The following is a 20810-nucleotide window of genomic DNA, read 5'->3' as shown; positions in this document are numbered from 1 at the left end:
GGGGTGAGGGTCCCTTCTCCCCCATGGCGATGCCCCACGAAGTCTATCTGACGCTCAGGCTGCTTCACCTTGTCTTCATGGCAGGGTGGCTCGCGGCCGGCCTCTCCGCCCCTTCGGACATCCGGCGGATGCTGGCTTTGGGCCGGCCTCACGTCGACGCGCTCGTCCCGCGCGCCCAGCGGTCCATCAAGATCACCCAGGGCGCGGGCTACCTCACGGTGCTGACCGGCGTCGGGCTCATCTTCGCGCAGGGCGGCTTCGCCTTCGTGGCCCCGCGCATCCACGCGGGGTTCGCGCTCGCGCTCGTGGCGCTCGCGATCGAGGCCGTCCTCGCCGAGCCCGCCTGGCGCCGGATCAAGAAGGAGATCGAGGGAGGCGGCGACCTGAAGGACGCGCTCGCGAGCGCCCGGAGGTTCTCGATGGCCTTCGGGATAGGGCACCTGCTGCGCTTCGTGATCCTCGTCCTCATGGTGTTCAGGTTCTGACGCGCGATGAGCGCGCAGGAGCCCTCGGGCGACCGCCACGGCCGGCGAGCCGCCCTCGCCCTCGCCGTCGCGCTCGCGGCGCTCGCGGAGGGGTGCGCGCGAGCGCCGCTCGCCGCCCCCGTCGGCCGCAGCGCTGCCTTCCCGGCGGCGCCCGAGCAGCGGCCGCCTACGGAGCAGCGGCCGCCTCGAGCCACCGAGCAGCGGCCGCCTGCCGAGCAGCGGCCGCGTCCAGCTACCGAGTCCCCGCCGGTCACGGAAGAGCTCGCGTTCGCCGATCTCGAGGTCCCCGGCTTCGGGCCCGCGGTCGTCGTGCTGCCGCGCGGCGGCGGGCCGCGGCCCGTGCTCGTGGCGACGCACGGCGCGGGCGATCGGCCCGAGTGGCACTGCGACGTGTGGGGCGCGATGGTGAGAGGGGCGGGCTACGTGCTCTGTCCGCGCGGCAAGGCCATCGACACCCGCGTGCCGGACGACGCTCGGATTTATTATTATCCGGACCATCACGCGCTGGGCCGCGAGGTCACCGCCGCGCTCTCGGCGCTCTCGCGGCGCTTCGGGGATCGCGTGGATCTCCGCGCTCCGGTGTATGCGGGGTACTCCCAGGGCGCGACCATGGGCGCGCTGGTCTTGCCCGGACACCCCGCCGGCTTCGCGAGGGCGGCGCTCGTCGAGGGGGGGTACGGCGGCGCCGGCGAGTGGACGCTCGGGAGCGCCCGGCGCTGGCGCGGCGCCGGGGGGGCGCGGGTGCTGCTCGCGTGCGGTCGGGCCGACTGCGCGGCGCGGGCGCATAGGACGCGGGAGACGCTCGAGCGCGGCGGCCTGACCGCGCGCGTCGTCCACGCAAAGGGCGCCGGCCACAGCTACGGCGGCGCCATGGAGCGCGCGCTCCACGAGGCCTACCCGTGGGTCATCGGGGGCGATCCCCGCTGGCTGGGCGGCTCCGAGGCCTCGGCGCGACAGGGCGCGGCGGCGCCGCAGCAGGGCGCGGCGGCGCCGTAGCAGGGCGCAGCGGGCCGCCGCAGCGCGCGGCGGCGCCTCGGCAGCGCGCCGTGGCGTCGTCGCAGCAGGCCGCGGCCGGCGGTCGCTCAGGGGGTCCCGGCGGCGATGCGGCGCGCGCGCTCGGCCAGCCCCTGCACGACCGAGTGGAAGCTCCGTAGCTGCCTCACCTTGCCCTGGCCGAAGCGGCGCTCTATCCCGCGCCGGAGCGCGGGCACCCGGGCCGTGCCGCCCGTGCAGCACACGACGTCGATGTCCCCGGCCGCGAGGCCGGCGTCCTTCACCGTCCGATCGAGCGCGCCGAGGACGGCGTCGATCTGCCGCTCGCTCGCGGCCTCGAGCTCGTCCCGCGTGATGTGCTCGCGGATGTGCATTGACGGATAATCGAAGCAGAACTCCGCGCTCGTCGCGCCGGACAGCGCGCACTTGCTGCGCTCGATCTCGTCGAACAGCCGGAAAGCGAGCGAGTCCTCCACGAGGCAGAGCAGGTTGTCCATGCGCTGCCGGTCCTCGGGCCCGAGCGACCACGCCTTCACGTCGCGGAGGAAGGCGAGGACGTCGCGGTGCTGGAGCACCGTCATGTCGGCGGGTGAACAGAGCTTCTCGACGATGGACCGCGGCATCGTCAACTGGTTCGAGCCGAGCGGGACACGGTAGGTGACCTCGGCGCCGAAATGGCGCGCGATCTTGTGGCGCATGAGGCTGCCGTCGAGCGCGTCGCCCGCGATCGAGACGCCGCCCAGCGAGAGCACGTCGGACGGCGCGAACCCCTCCCGCCGCATGCGCACGATCGTGTAATCGGAGGTGCCGCCGCCGAAATCGGCGATGAGGACGACCGCCCCGCGGTCGAGCTCCAGCCGGAAGTCGTGCGCGGCCGCGACGGGCTCGGGGCAGAAGAAGACCTCGCGGAAGCCGGCCGCGCGCGCGGCCCGCTCGAGCCGCTCCTCGGCGAGCCGGTCGTCCGCCGGGTCGATCGAGAATTTCGCGGGCCTGCCCAGGACGACCCGCCCGACGTCCGCCCCGAAATGGCGGTTCGCGCGATCGCGCATCGCCCGCAGGAAGCGCCCGATCAGCTCCTCGATCGCCACGATCCGGTGTCCGATCTGCGTCCCGGAGAAGCTCCGGTCAGGCAGGTATTTCTTGATCGAGCGGATGAATCGGCCCTGCATGCCGTTCGCGACGAAGTCGCTTATCGCCGCCGCGCCGCAGGAGAACCGCTCCTGACCAAAGAACAGGAGACTCCGGAGGACGGTCGGGTCGGCCGCCGCGTCGTCGAGCGGGACAGGCGGGCAGGTCGCCTCCGCGCTGGCCGCCGCGAGCAGCGAGTTGGAAGTACCGAAATCGACGGCGTACACCTCGGGACTGAATCGAGCGGACATGATCTCGCCTCCTCGTGGGGTGCCTGGCAGGCACGGAGATCTCGTCGATCCAAGCACCTATTTACAAGCTGTCGAATGCATGAGAAAATGACGGCGGGCTCGCGGGATGACCAGATTTTGCGGTCCCTTCCGCGCGGTGCGCCTCCCCGCCCGGCGACGCGGGGTCGTCTCAGACGCGCGTCACCCGCCGCAGGCCCACGGCGAGCGCGATGAGCGCGAGCAGGGTGGGCAGCACGACCACGCCGACGTCGAGCCAGCCGAGCCAGTCGGCGGGGGCGAGCCACCGCGCGGGGAGCGGCAGCGCGAAGACATTGTAGGCCGCGACGCCGAGCGCGAGGGCGCCGCACGACACGAACAGCCACGCCAGCGCGGTCAGGAGGCCGCGGCCGAGGCGCTGCATGGCCGGCGCGCTCCGCCACCTCCCGATGACGACGCGGATCGTCGTGATGAAGGCGAAGAGCGAGAGCGCGCCCGCGGCGCTGGACGCGATGAGGAGCTCGGTCTCGCCGAGCGGCTGCCGCTCGGTGACGCCGTGGACCCGGCGGAGGATCATCGCGACGCTGGTGAGGACGGCCGCGCCGGCGGCGAGGCTCACCGCGACGGCGAGCAGCACGGCGACGGGCCGGGCGCGCCGCGCCTTGCGGGTCACGTCCTCGGCGCCGTGGGCGTGGAGGGTCTGGGGGTTCGGGACCACGACCGTGGTGGCCGCCTCGTTCGCGGCGCTGTCGCGCATCGCCGCGATCATGCCCAGCCCGCGCGCGGGCCCGAACGGGTCCTGCACGTCGAAGTCCGCGAGCAGGCGATCGAGCTCCTGCGCGGACGGCGGCCGATCCTCGCGGGCCCGGGCCATGGCGCGCTGGACCAGCGCCTCGAGCCCCTCGGGGATGGTCTTGTCGATGTCGCGCGGGCGCCGGGGATCCTCGGTGAGCAGGCGGGTGAGCGTCCGGGCCGGCTCCTCCTCGGGGAACGGCCGCTCGCCGGTCAGCATGCGGTACAGCACGGCGCCCACCGCGTAGATGTCCGCGCGGGAGTCGACGTCGGCCGAGCCGCGCGCCTGCTCCGGCGCCATGTACTGGGGCGTTCCGACCACGGAGCCCGTGCGGGTGAGATCCGCCCCGTCGAGCACCTTGGCGACCCCGAAATCGAGGATCTTGACGTGCACGCTGCCCCCCTCGCGCCGGACGAGGAACAGGTTCGACGGCTTGAGATCGCGGTGGACGATGCCGGCCGCGTGCGCGGCGGCCAGGCCGCGGCAGACCTGGCGCGAGATCGTGATGGCGGTCGGGAGCGGGAGCTTGCCGACCTGGTCGAGGAGGCTGCCGAGGTCCTCGCCCTTGAGCAGCTCGGTCACCATGCACGGCCTGCCGTCCTTGAGCCGCACCACGTCGACGACGTCGATCACGTGCTCGTTGCCGACGCGGGCGATGGTCTGCGCCTCGCGCTCGAAGCGCGCCATCGCCTCCCGGTGGCTGGCGAAGTGCTCGTGGGGGACCTTCACGGCGAAGCGCTTGGGCAGGCGGATGTGCTCGGCCACGTAGACGCGGCCCATCCCGCCCGCCCCGATCACGCCGGTGATGCAGAAGCTCCCCGCGAGCAGCTCGCCGACCATGGGGTCGGTCGCGGTCACGCCCTGGAGCTCCAGCGCGGTGGCGTCGATCGGGCAGACGAGGAAGTCGAGCGGATACCGGACGCCGCACGCGGGGCAGCGCCGGGTGGGTCTCTCGGGGGGCGCCTGCCGCGCCTGCTCGGGCTCGACGTGCCTGGCTAGCTCGACCATCGAGCGGGGAGTCTAGACGAGAAGAGGGCCCCTGGGTGCGGCGGATCCGCCGCCGCCGGCCCACGAGACGCACGCGCGCGCGCCGCGCAGGCCGTGAACGCGGCAGGAGCCGTCACCCTCTTCGGCGAGGACGGCGACGCGGCGCGCGCCGCGCGAGCCCCCCGGGGGGACCGCGCTGGGCTGAGCGCGACGAACGGTCCACCGCGGGCTGCGGAAGAACATCGCCGTCCTACTGGAATGGTCCTTATGCGCCTCGCTCCGGAGCCGCAGCGCCTCGCGCTCGCGCGCGGGGCGCGGGGTGCGACATGGACCTCGGCGCCCTCACGGGTCGCGTGGTCTCATGCGCTCATGACATTGAAGCATGAAGGGTCTCCGCGGATCGAGAGCGATCATTGGATCCGAGCCAATCGCGCCGCGAAGGATTCGATTCTCGTCCTCCCCGCCGGCGCCTCGCCGCGGCCGGCGAGCGCCTCGCGCACGGAAGGGACCCGAGCGGGACGCCTGGCACGGAGCCCGAACGGGGCGCTCCGCCGCGCGCCCCGGCGCGCCGCGGCGCCGCGGCGCCGATGCATCGAAGTCCCACGCTCGTCGCGACATCGAGCATTGAAAGATCGAAGCCGTGCTCGTTACAAAGAATCTTCACGCACACCGGGGAGACATGGTATTATTCTTAACCAATGGCACTTCCTCCTGGATCTAGCGCCCCCGCATTCGTTCAGATGGTCTCGTGGCTGCTCCAGCCGCTCCAGAGCTTCGAGCAGTCGTACGCCCGCTTCGGAAGCATTTACACGTCCAAGAACCCGGTCGTGGGAACCCAGGTCATCGTCTGCCACCCCGAGGACGTCAAGCAGGTATTCACCGGCGATCCGGACATTTTTCATGCCGGCGAGGGCAATGCCGCCGGCGCCCCGCTCGTGGGCCCTCGCTCGCTCCTCCTGCTCGACGGGCAAGAGCACATCCGCACGCGGCGCATGATGATGCCGCCCTTCCACGGGGAGCGGATGCTCAGCTATGCGAGGACGATGCGCGACATCACCCTTCGGTCGATGGACGGGTGGCCGCGCGGCCGTTACTTCGAGCTGCACACGCACATGCAGCAGATCACGATGGACATCATCCTGCGGGCCGTTCTCGGTCTGACGGGGGGGCCCGAGTCCGCGCGGATGCGCGAGCTCATCGCGGGCCTGCTGAAGCGGGCCCACTCGCCGATCAGCATGCTCTGGATGCTGCCGGCGCTCCAGAAGGATCTCGGGCCGCTGACGCCGTGGGCGTCGTTCAAGCGGCTGCTGGCCGATACCGACGCGCATATCCTGCGGCACATCGCGCAGCGGAGGCAGAGCGTGGGCAGCGGAGAGCATGAGGACGTGCTGTCGCTGCTCATTCAGGCGGTCGACGAGAACGGACAGTCGATGTCCGACGACGAGCTGCGCGACGAGATGATGACGCTGCTCATCGCCGGGCACGAGACGTCGGCGACCGCGCTCTGCTGGGCGTTCGAGGAGATCCTGAGCCACCCCGAGGAGCGGAGCAAGCTCATCGAGGAGATCAACGACGTCACGGGGGGCCGCCCGATCGAGGTGGAGCAAGTGGGGCGGCTCGAGCGGCTGGACGCCGCGATCAAGGAGGTGCTCCGGCTGCACCCGGTGGTCTCGACGATCGGCAGGAAGCTCAAGAAGCCGGTGAAGATCGGCGGCTTTGATCTCCCCGAGGGCGTCGTGGTCATCCCGTGCGCCTACCTGACCCATCGCCTGCCGCACCTCTACCCCGAGCCCGCCCGCTTCAATCCCGAGCGATTCCTGGGCAAGAAGCCGGATCTCTACGCGTGGCTGCCGTTCGGGGGAGGGCCGCGCCGCTGCATCGGGATGGCCTTCGCGCTCTTCGAAATCAAGATCGTGCTCGCAACCGTGCTGTCGCAGCTCCCCGACCTTCGCCTCCAGCACGCGAAGCCCGCGCCGGCGTCGCTGCGCGCCTTCCTGTTCGCGCCCAAGGGCGGGACGCCGGTCATGTGGAACCAGCGGCGGGCCGTGTCCCACGCCAACTGAGGCCCCGCGCTCGTCGCGGCCGCGATCCTGCGCGTTGAGAGTTGCGCGGAGCACAAGAAAGGAATGAGCAACGTGATGAAGAGCGACGTCAATCGGTGCTGGCGCCTGGCTGCCCGCCCCGTCGGCATGATCAAGGATAGCGATTTCACGTTCCACGAGGAGCCGATCCCCGAGCTCCGGGAAGACGGCGAGGTCCTCGTGCGCACGTCGTATCTCTCGGTCGACCCCACCCAGCGAGGGTTTCTCGAGTGGCTCGTGCCGATCGGCGGTGTCGTGCAGTCCATGGGCGCGGGGCGGGTCGTGCAGTCCCGAAACCCGAATTTCGCGGTCGGCGATCTCGTCCAGGGCGCGGTCGGCTGGCAGGACTACGCGGTGTTGACAGGGGAGGGCCCGACCGCCGCGACCAAGCTGCTCCCAGGCGTGCCGCTCCCTCGAGCGCTGAGCGCGCTCGGCCTGACGGGGCTCACCGCCTACTTCGGGCTGCTCGAGGTCGGCCGGCCGCGCGACGGCGAGACGGTGGTCGTCTCGGGCGCCGCCGGCGCGACGGGCATGCTCGTCGGTCAGATCGCCAAGCTGAAGGGCTGCCGCGCCATCGGCATCGCGGGCGGACCCGAGAAATGTGCCTGGCTGACCCGTGAGCTCGGCTTCGACGCCGCGATCGATCATAAATCCGAGGACGTGGCGGAGCGGCTTCGCGCGCTGTGCCCGCAGGGGATCAACATCTACTTCGATAACGTGGGCGGCAAGATCCTCGAAGCGGCCATCGGGCAGATCGCGTCGAAGGGCAGGGTGGTGCTCTGCGGCGGCATCTCCGGGTACAACGATCTTCAAAACGTCACCGGGCCCAAGAATTACCTGAACCTCATCGTCCAGAGCGTCCGGATGGAGGGGTTCGTCGTGACCGAGTTTGCCGCCAGGTTCCCCGAGGCGCTCGCGGAGCTCGCCGGCTGGTTGAGCGCGGGCAAGATCAAGGACCAGGTGGATATCGTCGAAGGGCTCGAGAACGCGCCCGCCGCGCTCCGGCGGCTGTTCACCGGCGCCAACAAAGGCAAGCAGCTCCTCAAGGTCGCAGAGGTCTGATCTGGCGCTCGCCGCGGAGGGGGCACGCGCGTCGAGCGCGTGCCCCCTCCGGCGCGCACGGCGCAGAGCGGCGGTCTTCGGCCCAGCAGACGGGCCCAGATCGGCGTCCTCGGCGCGGCAGCCGACCCCCGGCGCGCTGAACCCCGAGGACGTCGGGGCGGCCCCGCGCCCGGCGCGGGTGACCGCCGCGCCAGGCGCTCACCGATCGATCTTCAGGGGGAGCTGCCGGAGCCCTCGGAGACCCAGGTAGGGGAGCCACTCCGACTTGCCATTGCGTGAGAAGGACGGAATCCGCCGGAGCAGCTCTTCGAACGCGATCCTGCCCTCCATGCGGGCGAGCGGCGCGCCCGAGCAGAAATGAATGCCATAGCCGAAGCCCAGGTGGCCGCGCTGCTCGCGCGTGATGTCGAACCGATCCGGGTCGGGGAACTGCGCCGGGTCCCGGTTCGCGGAGGCGAGCAGGGCGATGACGATCTGGTCCGGAGGGATCGTGACGCCGCGGATCGTCACCTCCTGCGTCGTGTAGCGGGGCATCATCTTCGACGGGCCCTCGTAGCGGAGCGACTCCTCGACGAAGCTCGGGATCAAGGCGGGGTTCGCGCGGATCTCCTGGAGGAGCTCGGGGCGATCGAGGAGCGCGTTCATGCCGTTGCCGATCATGTGGGTGGTCGTCTGGCCCCCCGCGGTCAGGAGGATCATGGCGAGCCCGTGGACCTCCTCCGAGGTCAATCTGTCGCCGTCGACCTCGGCTTGACAGAGATCGCTGATCATATCCTCCCGCGGCCTCGCCCGGCGATCGCGGATGATATCCTGGAAGAAGGCGCGGAACTCGCGGCGGCTCGCCAGGATGGCATCGACCTCCGCGTCCGTCAGGGTGCCCTGCGTCATCACCATGGAGGCATCGGACCAGCGCTTGAAATCGGCGCGGAGCGAGGGGTCCACGCCGAGCACCTCGGCGATGAGGGTGATCGGCAGGGGGACGGCCAGATCCGCCATCAGATCGAACTCATCCTTGGCGAGGATCTGATCGATGTACTCGTTCGTGATCGCGCGGATCCGATCCTCGAGCCGCGCGACGGCGCGGGGCACGAACGCCGTCATGAGCAGCTTGCGAATACGGGTGTGGGCCGGCGGATCGGCGAAGGCCATCGTCGCCTTGTTGTTGATCGGAGAGTCCTCCCGGAGCCGCTCATCGCTGCTGGACCAGTAAATGGTCATCGTTCGGCCGTTCTCGAGGAGCTCCGGGTGCTTGAAGGCATAGACGACGTCCTCATAGCGGCTCACCACCCACCACCCGTTCGGCTCGAGCTGCTTGACCGGCGCCTTCTCTCGGAGCTCCGCGAAGAGCGGGTAAGGGTCGTCGGTGTTGATAAGCGAAGAGATATCGATCGTGGCCATTATCCCTGTTCCTCCCGCGTGCGCGCGCCCGCGCGTTCAAGGCATGCGATGTCGTTCACCTCTGTCATGAGGACCGCGAGTGACGCGCTCCTCGGCTCAGCCAGCCGCGCTCTCACCGGCATACGCGCCCCTGTCGCTCACGGCGTGGGGGCTGTCGCCCGGCTGCGCGCGCACCTGCGTCTCGATGTACCTGGCCAGCAGCCGAGCGAGGGTGGCAGGCTCGTCGAAGAGGAGCGCGTGCGTGCCTTCGATGTGGCGCATCACGAAGCTCCCGGTCGTCACCCTGCGCCAGGCCTCGACGGTCGAGGCGTCCGGAACCAGTTCGTCTCTCGTGGCGGCCACGGCCAGGACAGGGACGTCCAGAGCGCGCTCGCTGCCCCACTGATAGCTGATGCCGAGCTGGGCGTCTGCACGAAATGAAGGGAGGAGGACCGCCCGGACATCGGCGTCGTTCAGGGACGCTTCCGGCCACACGCGCGCCGCCACCATGTTCTTCACGATGACGTCATCCCCGTCGTCGAAGCTGGATCGCATCATGCTCTGCTGCTCGTGACCGGGCGGCGTCATGCAGGCGACGGCGAGGCCGAGCGGCGCGGCGCAGGCGCGGCGCGTGATCGCGCCGCACAGGGCCGCGTACGCCGTCCACGTCCCGAAGCTGTAACCGAAGAACACCGTGGGGATGTCGAGGCGATCGGACAGGGCGCCGCACACCTCGTCGACGAAGGCGCGCATGTCCGTGACCGGCGTCTCCCCGAGCCGATCGGCCCGGCCCGGCGCCTGGACGGCCACGAGCTCGATGTCCTCGGGGATATGCCGGGCGAGCGGCAAGAACAGCGAGGCCGCCCCGCCGGCGCCTGGAAAGCAGATCACCCGGGCGCTCGGCGCGCGCGCCGATTTGAGCACGCGGAGCCACTCGCCGGCGACGCTCGACGGCTCGCGCCGCGCGAGGGAGCCGCCCCCGGAAGACGGCAGGAGGCTCGCGAGGTACGCGCCGAGCGCCCGCGAGGTCCGATGGGTGAAGGCCGCGGTCACCGGGAGCGAAGCGCCGATCAGGGTGGCGAGCCGGTTGCGAAGCTGCACCGCCATGAGCGAGTCCATCCCGAGCTCGAGCAGCGGCTGGTCAGGGGCCACGGCGGCCGGCCCCTGCCGCTTGAGCACCGCGGCGGCCTCGGCCCGCACGAGCTCGATCAGCGCCTCGAGGCGCTCGGGCTCGGTCATCGTTAGGAGACGATCGCGGGACGCCGAGGCGCTCACGGCCGCCCCGAAGGCCTTGCGCAGCCCCGGGCGCAGGAGCGCCCGGAGCAGGGCGGGCAGCTCGCCGCCCGCGCCGAGCGCGCGCTGCAGCTTGGCCAGATCGAAGTGCACCGGGAGCAGGGCCGCCTCGCTGCGCAGGAGCGCGGCGTCGAGGAGCTGCAGCCCCTCCGGAACCGACATCGGCACGAACCCGACACGTCGTATGCGCGCGATGTCCTCGTCACCCAGGTGCGCCGTCATCCCGACGCCCGCCTGCTTCCAGAAGCCCCAGGCGAGGCTCATCGCCGGAAGCCCCTGGCCCCGGCGATGCGCCGCCAGCGCGTCCAGGAAGGCGTTGGCCGCGGCATAGTTGCTCTGGCCTGCGGTCCCGAGCGTCCCAGACGCCGACGAGAAGAGCACGAAGGACGCGAGAGACAGCTCCTGCGTCAGCTCGTGCAGGTGGAGCGACCCGTCGAGCTTCGGCGCGAGCACCCGCGAGAGCCGCTCGGGCGTCTGGTCCACGAGCATCCCGTCGTCGAGCACCCCCGCGAGGTGCCATACCGCCGTCAGCGGGTGCTCCGGGGCGACGCCGGCCAGCACGCGGGCCACCTCGGCCCGGTCGGACACATCGCAGGCTACGATCGTCACGGTCTCGGCGCCGAGCTGCTCGAGTCTCTTCAAGAGCTCGTGAGCGCCGGGCGCCTCCAGCCCGCGGCGCGAGGTCAGCACCAGATGCCGCGCCCCGTGCTCGCGCACCAGATGCTCGGCGACCGCCTGGCCCAGCTCCCCTGTCCCACCGGTCACCAGCACCGTGCCGGCCGGGTCCAGCGGGCGGGCCGTCGCCTGCTCCTCCACCGGCTGCGCGCGCACCAGGCGCGCTGCCCGCGCAGCGCCGTCCCGCAGCGCGAGCTCCGGCTCCGCCGTGGTCGCGAGCGCTCGCGCCAGCAGCTCGCCGTCGAGCGGCCCGGGCCCGACGTCGAGCAGGCGCAGCCGGCGGTCGGGGTGCTCGTTGCGGGCCGCGCGGACGAGCCCCCACAGCGGCGCGTGGACCAGGTCGTCCACCCTGTCGTCCGCGCCGACCGCGATCGCGTTGCGGGTGACCCACACGAGCTCCACCGACTCGAGCCGGGGCTCCGACAGCCACGCTTGCAGCAGCGAGAGCGCCTGTCGCGTCGCCTCGTGCGCCGACGAGATCACGCCGTCGTTCCGCGCGCCCTCCGCGGTCGCGTCGACCACCACGCGCACGGGCGCCGCCGCGCTTTGCTCGAGGCGCGCCCGCACCTCGTCGAGATCCGCGATGGCCTCTGCGGCCAGCGTCACGTCTCCCAAGGGTGCGCTGAGCACGAGCGGGGTGGCGCCCGCCGGCGGGAGCTCCGCGAGGCTCACCGGCTGGAACTCCACGCGGTACACGTGCTGCGTCTCGGCCCGGGTGGCTGCCCGGATCTGCTCGGCGATCGCCCAGCGTAGCTGGAGCGCGCCGACGCGCACCACGGGCTCGCCCTGCGCATCGGTGGCGCGCAAGGACGCCGTGACCTGCTTCGAGTCGCCCGCCTGCTGGAGCTCCATGCGCACCCGAAGCTCGCTCGCGCCGGCAGCGCGCAGCACCACGTCCGACCAGGCGAACGGCAACACCACCCCGTCCGGCTGCGTTCCCTCGGCGAACGCCGCGACCATCGTGTGCAATGCGGCGTCCAGCAGCGCCGGATGCACGCCGTACTCGTCGGCGCCGTCCGTCGCGGCCTCGGGCAGCACCACCCGGCCATAGTAGGCGTTGCCTCGCCGCCACAGCTCGACCAGCCCGCGAAACGCCGGGCCGTAGCACAGCTCGCGCGCCTCGAGCCGCTCGTAGAACCCCGAGAGGTCCACCGCCTCGGCTCCGGGCACGGGCCACGTCCGGAGCTCGTCGAGCGCGTCGTCGTCGCTCGCTCCGTCGAATGCGCCGTCCGTCAGGGTGCCTGTTGCGTGCTGCACCCACGGGGCGTCCTCGGGCGCCTCCTCGGGCTGGCTGTACAGCCCGAAGCCGCGCCGGCCCTGCGCGTCCGGCGCCTCGACCGAGAGCTGCACCCGGCGCGCCTCGGTCTCGCTCAGCACCAGCGGCTCGGCCAGGATCAGCTCCGAGACCGCGCCGCCGCCCACCACCCGCGCCGCCGACAGCGCTAGCTCCAGCATCCCCGTGCCGGGAAAGAGCACCTTGCCGAACACGGCATGATCCCTCAGCCACGGCCGCTCGCGCAACGACAGCCGGCCTGTGAACAGGTAGCCGTCGGTGTCCGCCACCCGCGTCGCCGCGCCGAGCAGCGGGTGCTCGGCCGTCCTCAGGCCAGCCGAGCTCAGGTCCGAGCGCGCCTTGGACGCTTCGAGCCAGTAGCGCTGCCGCTGGAAAGCGTACGTCGGCAGGTCCACGTGCCTCGCGTCCTGGCCGCCGAACAGCCGCTTCCAGTCCACCTCGTACCCCTGCACGTGCAGCGCGCCCAGCGTCCCGCTGAGCTGCGACAGCCCGCCCTCGCCGCGCTGCAGGCTGCCCACCACCACGCCCTGCGCCTCGGCGCACGCCGTCGTGAGCGGCATCGCCAGGATCGGGTGCGCGCTCACCTCCACGAACACCCCGTGGCCGTCGGCCAAGAGCTCTACCAGCGCCTTGTCCAGCCGCACCGGCAGGCGCAGGTTCCGGCACCAGTACTCCCCGTCCAGCGCCTCGTCGCGCAGCAGCGCGCCCGTCACCGTCGAGTAGAACGGTATCGTCGACGGCCTCGGCTCCAACGACGCGAGCTGCGATGCGAGCTCCGGCAGCAGCTCATCCATGTGCGCGCTGTGTGAGGCGTAGTCGACGTTCACCTTCCGGCAGAACACCTCCCTCGCCTGCAAGCTCGCCACCAGCTCGTCGACCGCCTGCGCGTCGCCCGACACCACCGTCGAGCTCGCCGTGTTCACCACGGCGATCGACAGCGCCTCGCCGAACGGCTCGATGTACCCCTGCACCTCCGACACGGGCCGCTCCACCAGCACCATGCCGCCCTTGCCCGCGCACTTGCGCACCGCCTGGCTGCGCAGCGCCACCACCCGCGCCCCGTCTTGCAGCGACAGCGCGCCCGCGACCACCGCCGCCGCCACCTCGCCCTGGCTATGGCCCACCACCGCCGCGGGCTCCACGCCCAGCGAGCGCCACGCCGCCGCGAGCCCCACGCTCATCGCGAACAGCGCAGGCTGCACCACGTCCACCCGCGTGAACGGCGGAACCTCCTCGCCCTGCTCGCCGCGCAGGATCGCCACCACCGACCAGCCCGTCCACCGCTTCAGCGCCGCGTCGCACGCCTCCACCGCCTCCGCGAACGCCGCCGATTGCTCCAGCAGCGCCCGGCCCATCCCGAGCCACTGGCTGCCCTGGCCCGGGAACACGAACACCACCTTGCCCGGCGCCCGCGCCTTGCCCACCGAGACCGACGCGTGGCCGCGCCCCTCGGCCAGCGCCGAGAGCCCCTCGGCCGCCTCCTCCGCGCTGCCCGCCAGCACCGCCGCGCGCGCCTCGAAGTGCGTCCGGTGCAGCGCCGCCGCGCTCACCACGTCGGCCCAGCGATACCCGGGCCGCTCCTTCAGCCACCTCGCCCAGCGCTCGGCCTGCGCGCGCAGCGCCGCCTCGTCGCGCCCCGACAGCACGAGCGGCAAGGCCGACGAGGCGAGCAGAGGCCCTGCGTTCACCGGCGCCGGCTGCGGTTCGACCGCCGGCGCCTCCTCGAGGATGACGTGCGCGTTGGTCCCGCTGACGCCGAACGACGACACGCCCGCGCGCCGCACGCGGCCGCCGCGCGGCCACGGACGCGCCTGCTGCAGCAGCGACAGCCCGCTGCCTTCCCACCCGATGTGCGGGCTCGGCTCCTCCGCGTGCAGCGTCCTCGGCAGCTCCTCGTGCTGCATCGCCAGCACCATCTTCATCACCCCCACCGCGCCAGCAGCGGGCCCCGTGTGACCGAGGTTCGATTTCGACGATCCCAGGTACACCGGCCGCTCCGGCGCGCGCCCCGGCCCGAACACCTCCGCCAGCGCGCCCGCCTCGATCGGATCGCCCAGGCTCGTCCCCGTCCCGTGCGCCTCCACCGCGTCGATGTCCTCCGGCGACAGCCGGCACGACGACAGCGCCTGGCGGATCACCCGCTGCTGCGACGGCCCGTTCGGCGCCGTCAGCCCCTGGCTGCGGCCGTCCTGGTTCACCGCTGAGCCGCGGATGACCGCTAGCACCCGGTCGCCGTCGCGCTGCGCGTCCGACAGCCGCTTGAGCACCAGCATCGCGCACCCCTCGGCCCAGCCGGCCCCGTCCGCCCGCGCGGAGAAGCTCTTGCACCGACCGTCCCGCGCCATCCCCTTGAGCCGGCTGAACTCCACGAACAGCGCCGGGGTGCTCATGACCGTGACCCCACCGGCCAGCGCCACGTCGCACTCCCTCTGCCGCAGCCCCGTGCACGCCAGGTGCAGCGCGACCAGCGACGAGGAGCAGGCCGTGTCCACGGTCATCGCCGGGCCCTGGAGCCCGAGCACGTACGCAACCCGGCCCGAGATCACGGAGCCCAGATTTCCCGTCATCCGGTACCCGTCCATGTCCTCCAGGCCGCCACCCTGGAGAGCTCCGTAGTCCGAGCCGGCCGAGCCCAGGTACACGCCGGTGGCGCTCCCGCTCAGATCCGAGGGGCGCATCCCCGCCCGCTCCAGCGCCTCCCACGCCGCCTCCAGCACCAGCCGCTGTTGTGGGTCCATCGACTGCGCCTCACGCGGCGAGATCCCGAAGAAGCTCGCATCGAAGTGGTCGACGTCCCGTACAAAGCCCCCCTCGCGCGCGTAGCTCTTGCCCACGGCCTCCGGATCGGGATCGTAGAGCGAGAGCGAATCCCAGCGCGGTGGAAATCCCTCGATCGCGTCGCGCCCCTCCGACAGCAGCCGCCAGTACTCCTCCGGCGTCTCGATGCCGCCCGGCAGCCGACTCGACATCGAGACGATCGCGATGGGCTCGTCATCCTGCCGCCGGCGGCGCTGCCGCGCGCTCGGCGCCGCATGGAGATCGGAGAACGCCTGCTTCAAGAGCAGCTCGGCGACCGCTCGCGGCGTCGGGTAGTCGAAGGCCAGCGTCGCCGGCAGGCTGGTCTGCGCCTGAGCGCTCAGCCGATTGCGGAGCTCCACCGCCATCCGCGAGTCGAGCCCCAGGTCCTTGAACACCTGGCCCGGCGGCACCACCGCGCCGCGCGGCAGCCCGAGCACGACGACAGCCTCCGACTGCACCAGCTTGATGAGCGAATCCAGGCGCTCCGACTCGGGGAGCGCGACGAGGCGCTGGCGCAGCGCGGAGGCTCCCTGTGTCGCCGAGGAGGCGCGGCGCAGGCCCGAGCCCAGGAGCCCGCGCATCAGCGCGGGTAGCTCGGCGCCAGCGTCGACCCCACGCTTCAACCTGGCCAGGTCGAAGCGCACCGGCAACAGGCTCGCTTCCGGACGCAAGAGCGCGCCGTCCAAGAGCTGCATGCCCTCCTGTACGGGCATGGGCACGAGCCCATGGCGGCTGAACCGCGCCTGCTCCGCGAGCCCCTCTTGCGCCGCCGCGCCGCGGCCCTCGGGCGTCCAATCACCCCAGACGAGGCTCGTCGCCGAGAGCCCGCGAGCCCGCCGGTGCGCCGCGAGCGCATCCAGGAACGCGCTGGCAGCGGCGCCGCCGCTCTGGCCTGCAGCCCCGAGCGTCCCCGCTGCGGACGAGAACAGCACGAGCGCCGCGAGGTCGAGCCCCCGCGTCAGCTCGTGCAGGTGCAGCGCGCCGTCGATCTTCGGGGCCAGCACGCGCGAGAGCCGCTCGGGCGTCTGGGCGGCGAGCGCCCCGTCGTCGGCGACGCCCGCCAGGTGCAGCACCGCCGTCAGCGGGTGCTCCGCGTCGATCCCCGCCAGCAGGCTCGCCACCTCGGCCCGGCTCGATACGTCGCACGCGACGACCGCCACGGTCCTCGCCCCGAGCTCTCTGAGCCCCTGGACGAGCGCGCGGGCGGACGGCGCGTCGAGGCCACGGCGCGACGTGAGCAGCAGATGCCTGACGCCGTGCTCGCGCACCAGGTGCCGCGCCACGGCCTGCCCCAGGGCGCCCGTGGCGCCGGTCACCAGCACGGTGCCCTCCGGGGAGAGCCTGCGTGCAGGGATCACGTCGTCGTCCGGCTGCACCCGTACGAGGCGCGCAGCCCGCAGGACGCCGCCCCGCAGCACGAGCTCCGGCTCGCTCGCGGTGGCCAGCGCTCGCGTGAGGAGCTCGCCGTCCACCGCCTCGGGGCCGATGTCGATCAAGCGCAGGCGGCGGTCCGGCTGCTCGGCGCGCGCCGCGCGGACGAGCCCCCAGAGCGGCGCGTGTGCCAGGCCATCGACGCTGTCGTCGAGGTCCGTGCCGATCGCGCCACGGGTCACCCACACGAGCTCCAGGGGCGCGAAGCGGCGATCCGACAGCCATGCCTGCAGCAGCGAGAGCGCCTGTCGCGTCGCGCCGTGGGCCGATGCGGTCACGGAGGCGCCGCTCGGACCGAGAGCGGTCGCGTCGACCACCACCCGCACGGGGGCATCGGCTCCGCGATCGAGGCGCGCAAGGACCGCTTGCAGATCGGCGACGGCCTCCGCGCCCAGCGCCTCGGGCAGCGCCGCCTGTCCGTGGGACGCGCCGAGCACGACCTGAGCCCCCGGCGCCGAGGAGGACTCCACGGGCGGCACGGGCTGGAACGCCACACGGTACAGGTGCTGGGCGTCGATCTGCGTGGCCGCCCGGATCTGCTCGGCGGTCACGGGGCGAAGCTGCAGCCCGCGGACCGTCGCGACCGGCTCGCCCGAGGCGTCCGCGATGTAGAGGGAGCCCGTGATCTGCTGCGCGCCCTGTTCTTGAAGCTCACACCTCACGCGCAGCTCGCTCGCGCCGGCGGCATGCAGCGCCGCATCCGACCAGGCGAGCGGAAGCGGCACGGCCCCCGACGAGGACCCCTCCGCAATCGCAGCGACCAGCGTATGCAGCGCGGCCTCCAGCAGGGCCGGGTGCGCTCCGTAAGCCTCCGCGCCGTCCGTCACGGCCTCGGGCAGCACCACCCGGCCATAGTAGGCGGCGCCTCGCCGCCAGAGCTCGACCAACCCGCGGAATGCCGGGCCGCAATGCAACCCGCGCCGCTCCATCTGGGCGTAGAGCCCAGACAGGTCGACTGGCTCGGAATCGGATACAGGCCATGTCCGGAGCTCGTCGAGCGCGTCGTCGTCGCTCGCTCCGTCGAATGCGCCGTCCGTCAGGATGCCTGTTGCGTGCTGCACCCACGGGGCGTCCTCGGGCGCCTCCTCGGGCTGGCTGTACAGCCCGAAGCCGCGCCGGCCCTGCGCGTCCGGCGCCTCGACCGAGAGCTGCACCCGGCGCGCCTCGGTCTCGCTCAGCACCAGCGGCTCGGCCAGGATCAGCTCCGAGACCGCGCCGCCGCCCACCGCCCGCGCCGCCGTTAGCGCTAGCTCCAGCATCCCCGTGCCGGGAAAGAGCACCTTCCCGAACACGGCATGATCCCTCAGCCACGGCCGCTCGCGCAACGACAGCCGGCCTGTGAACAGGTAGCCGTCGGTGTCCGCCACCCGCGTCGCCGCGCCGAGCAGCGGGTGCTCGGCCGTCCTCAGGCCAGCCGAGCTCAGGTCCGAGCGCGCCTTGGACGCTTCGAGCCAGTAGCGCTGCCGCTGAAAAGCGTATGTCGGCAGGTCCACGTGCCTCGCGTCCTGGCCGCCGAACAGCCGCTTCCAGTCCACCTCGTACCCCTGCACGTGCAGCGCGCCCAGCGTCCCGCTGAGCTGCGACAGCCCGCCCTCGCCGCGCTGCAGGCTGCCCACCACCACGCCCTGCGCCTCGGCGCACGCCGTCGTGAGCGGCATCGCCAGGATCGGGTGCGCGCTCACCTCCACGAACACCCCGTGGCCGTCGGCCAAGAGCTCCACCAGCGCCTTGTCCAGCCGCACCGGCAGGCGCAGGTTCCGGCACCAGTACTCCCCGTCCAGCGCCTCGTCGTCGCGCAGCAGCGCGCCCGTCACCGTCGAGTAGAACGGTATCGTCGACGGCCTCGGCTCCAACGACGCGAGCTGCGATGCGAGCTCCGGCAGCAGCTCATCCATGTGCGCGCTGTGTGAGGCGTAGTCGACGTTCACCTTCCGGCAGAACACCTCCTTCGCCTGCAAGCTCGCCACCAGCTCGTCGACCGCCTGCGCGTCGCCCGACACCACCGTCGAGCTCGCCGTGTTCACCACGGCGATCGACAGCGCCTCGCCGAACGGCTCGATGTACCCCTGCACCTCCGACACGGGCCGCTCCACCAGCACCATGCCGCCCTTGCCCGTGCACTTGCGCACCGCCTGGCTGCGCAGCGCCACCACCCGCGCCCCGTCTTGCAGCGGCAGCGCGCCCGCGACCACCGCCGCCGCCACCTCGCCCTGGCTGTGGCCCACCACCGCCGCGGGCTCCACGCCCAGCGAGCGCCACGCCGCCGCGAGCCCCACGCTCATCGCGAACAGCGCAGGCTGCACCACGTCCACCCGCGTGAACGGCGGCTCCTCCTCGCCCTGCTCGCCGCGCAGGATCGCCATCACCGACCAGCCCGTCCACCGCTTCAGCGCCGCGTCACACGCCTCCACCGCCTCCGCGAACGCCGCCGATTGCTCCAGCAGCGCCCGGCCCATCCCGAGCCACTGGCTGCCCTGGCCCGGGAACACGAACACCACCTTGCCCGGCGCCCGCGCCTTGCCCACCGAGACCGACGCGTGGCCGCGCCCCTCGGCCAGCGCCGAGAGCCCCTCGGCCGCCTCCTCCGCGCTGCCCGCCAGCACCGCCGCGCGCGCCTCGAAGTGCGTCCGGTGCAGCGCCGCCGCGCTCACCACGTCGGCCCAGCGATACCCGGGCCGCTCCTTCAGCCACCTCGCCCAGCGCTCGGCCTGCGCGCGCAGCGCCGCCTCGTCGCGCCCCGACAGCACGAGCGGCAGGGCCGACGACGCGAGCAGAGGCCCCGTCTCCGCCGGCGCCGGCTTCGGCTCCACCGCCGGCGCCTCCTCGAGGATGACGTGCGCGTTGGTCCCGCTGACGCCGAACGACGACACGCCCGCGCGCCGCACGCGGCCGCCGCGCGGCCACGGACGCGCCTGCTGCAGCAGCGACAACCCGCTGCCTTCCCACACGATGTGCGGGCTCGGCTCCTCCGCGTGCAGCGTCCTCGGCAGCTCCTCGTGCTGCATCGCCAGCACCATCTTGATCACCCCCGCCACGCCCGCCGCCGCCTGCGCATGGCCGAGGTTCGACTTCGCCGATCCCAGGTACACCGGCCGCTCCGGCGCGCGCCCCGGCCCGAACACCTCCGCCAGCGCGCCCGCCTCGACCGGATCGCCCAGGTTCGTCCCCGTCCCGTGCGCCTCCACCGCGTCGATGTCCTTCGGCGTCAGCCGGCACGACGACAGCGCCTGGCGGATCACCCGCTGCTGCGACGGCCCGTTCGGCGCCGTCAGCCCCTGGCTGCGGCCGTCCTGGTTCACCGCTGAGCCGCGGATGACCGCCAGCACCCGGTCGCCGTCGCGCTGCGCGTCCGACAGCCGCTTGAGCACCAGCATCGCGCACCCCTCGGCCCAGCCGGCCCCGTCCGCCCGCGCGGAGAAGCTCTTGCACCGACCGTCCCGCGCCATCCCCTTGAGCCGGCTGAACTCCACGAACAGCGCCGGGGTGCTCATGACCGTGACCCCACCGGCCAGCGCCACGTCGCACTCCCTCTGCCGCAGCCCCGTGCACGCCAGGTGCAGCGCGACCAGCGACGAGGAGCAGGCCGTGTCCACGGTCATCGCCGGGCCTTGCAAGCCGAGCGAATACGCGACGCGACCCGAGATCACGCTGGCTGCGCTGCCCGTGCCCCGGTACCCGTCCAGCGCCTCCAGATTACCGCCCTGGAGAGCGCTGTAGTCCGAGCCCATCGAGCCCAGGTACACGCCGGTGGCGCTCTCGCTCAACGACGCTGGGCGCACGCCCGCTCGCTCCAGCGCCTCCCACGCCGTCTCCAGCACCAGCCGCTGCTGCGGGTCCATCGACTGCGCCTCACGCGGCGAGACACCGAAGAACCCGGCATCGAACAGATCGATACCCCGGAGGAATCCCCCCTCCCGCGCGTAGCTCTTGCCCGCCGCCTCCGGATCGGGATCATAGATCGATAGAGAATCCCAGCGCGGCGGGAATCCCTCGATCGCGTCACGCCCCTCCGACAACAGCCGCCAGTACTCCTCCGGCGTCTCGATGCCGCCCGGCAGCCGGCACGCCATCGAGACGATCGCAATGGGCTGGGAGCGTTCCTTCTCCAGCTCCGCCGTGCGCCGCTCGAGCACGGCGATCGCTGCCATCGCCCTCTGCAGGCGGGCATCTTCCGTCTTTTGCATG

Annotated in this window: 8 protein-coding genes; 4 read left to right on the top strand and 4 right to left on the bottom strand. The window is 72.4% G+C overall.

From position 1 onward, the window contains the following. The first annotated feature begins 23 nt into the window (after window positions 1–23). Both WMF31_RS00050 and WMF31_RS00045 read left to right on the top strand, forming a co-directional pair. Window positions 24–485, top strand: coding sequence for a hypothetical protein (locus WMF31_RS00050; RefSeq protein ID WP_436599997.1), 462 nt, complete (start codon window positions 24–26; stop codon window positions 483–485). A 6-nt stretch (window positions 486–491) separates the two neighbouring features. Further along, window positions 492–1481, top strand: coding sequence for a hypothetical protein (locus tag WMF31_RS00045; protein WP_436599996.1), 990 nt, complete (start codon window positions 492–494; stop codon window positions 1479–1481). An 86-nt stretch (window positions 1482–1567) separates the two neighbouring features. Here the strand turns inward: WMF31_RS00045 and WMF31_RS00040 are convergent, their stop codons facing one another. After that, a complete protein-coding gene (locus tag WMF31_RS00040; protein ID WP_436599995.1) occupies window positions 1568–2857 on the bottom strand; it encodes an Hsp70 family protein in 1290 nt (429 codons plus the stop codon). 169 nt (window positions 2858–3026) lie between these two features. Beyond that, window positions 3027–4634: a serine/threonine-protein kinase gene (locus WMF31_RS00035; RefSeq protein WP_436599994.1), complete on the bottom strand. Its 1608-nt coding sequence runs from the start codon at window positions 4632–4634 to the stop codon at window positions 3027–3029. A gap of 677 nt (window positions 4635–5311) precedes the next feature. On the opposite strand from WMF31_RS00035, the gene WMF31_RS00030 reads away from it, so the two are divergent. Together WMF31_RS00030 and WMF31_RS00025 are read left to right on the top strand one after the other, a co-directional pair. Continuing rightward, the gene (locus WMF31_RS00030; protein WP_436599993.1) at window positions 5312–6676 is read left to right on the top strand and encodes a cytochrome P450; all 1365 of its coding nucleotides are present in this window, start codon (window positions 5312–5314) and stop codon (window positions 6674–6676) included. A gap of 75 nt (window positions 6677–6751) precedes the next feature. After that, a complete protein-coding gene (locus tag WMF31_RS00025; protein ID WP_436599992.1) occupies window positions 6752–7756 on the top strand; it encodes an NADP-dependent oxidoreductase in 1005 nt (334 codons plus the stop codon). 198 nt (window positions 7757–7954) lie between these two features. Here WMF31_RS00025 and WMF31_RS00020 read toward each other — a convergent pair whose 3' ends face one another. Next, the gene (locus tag WMF31_RS00020; RefSeq protein WP_436599991.1) at window positions 7955–9154 is read right to left on the bottom strand and encodes a cytochrome P450; all 1200 of its coding nucleotides are present in this window, start codon (window positions 9152–9154) and stop codon (window positions 7955–7957) included. Window positions 9155–9250: 96 nt separating this feature from the next. After that, a complete protein-coding gene (locus WMF31_RS00015) occupies window positions 9251–20809 on the bottom strand; it encodes an SDR family NAD(P)-dependent oxidoreductase (protein ID WP_436599990.1) in 11559 nt (3852 codons plus the stop codon). Window position 20810: the final 1 nt, after the last annotated feature.

The sequence above is a fragment of the Sorangium sp. So ce1036 genome, from assembly GCF_051369805.1.
GTDB lineage: Bacteria > Myxococcota_A > Polyangia > Polyangiales > Polyangiaceae > Sorangium > Sorangium cellulosum_F.
The sequence above is the reverse complement of the archived record's forward strand: the minus strand, read 5'-3'. Positions and strand labels throughout refer to the sequence as shown.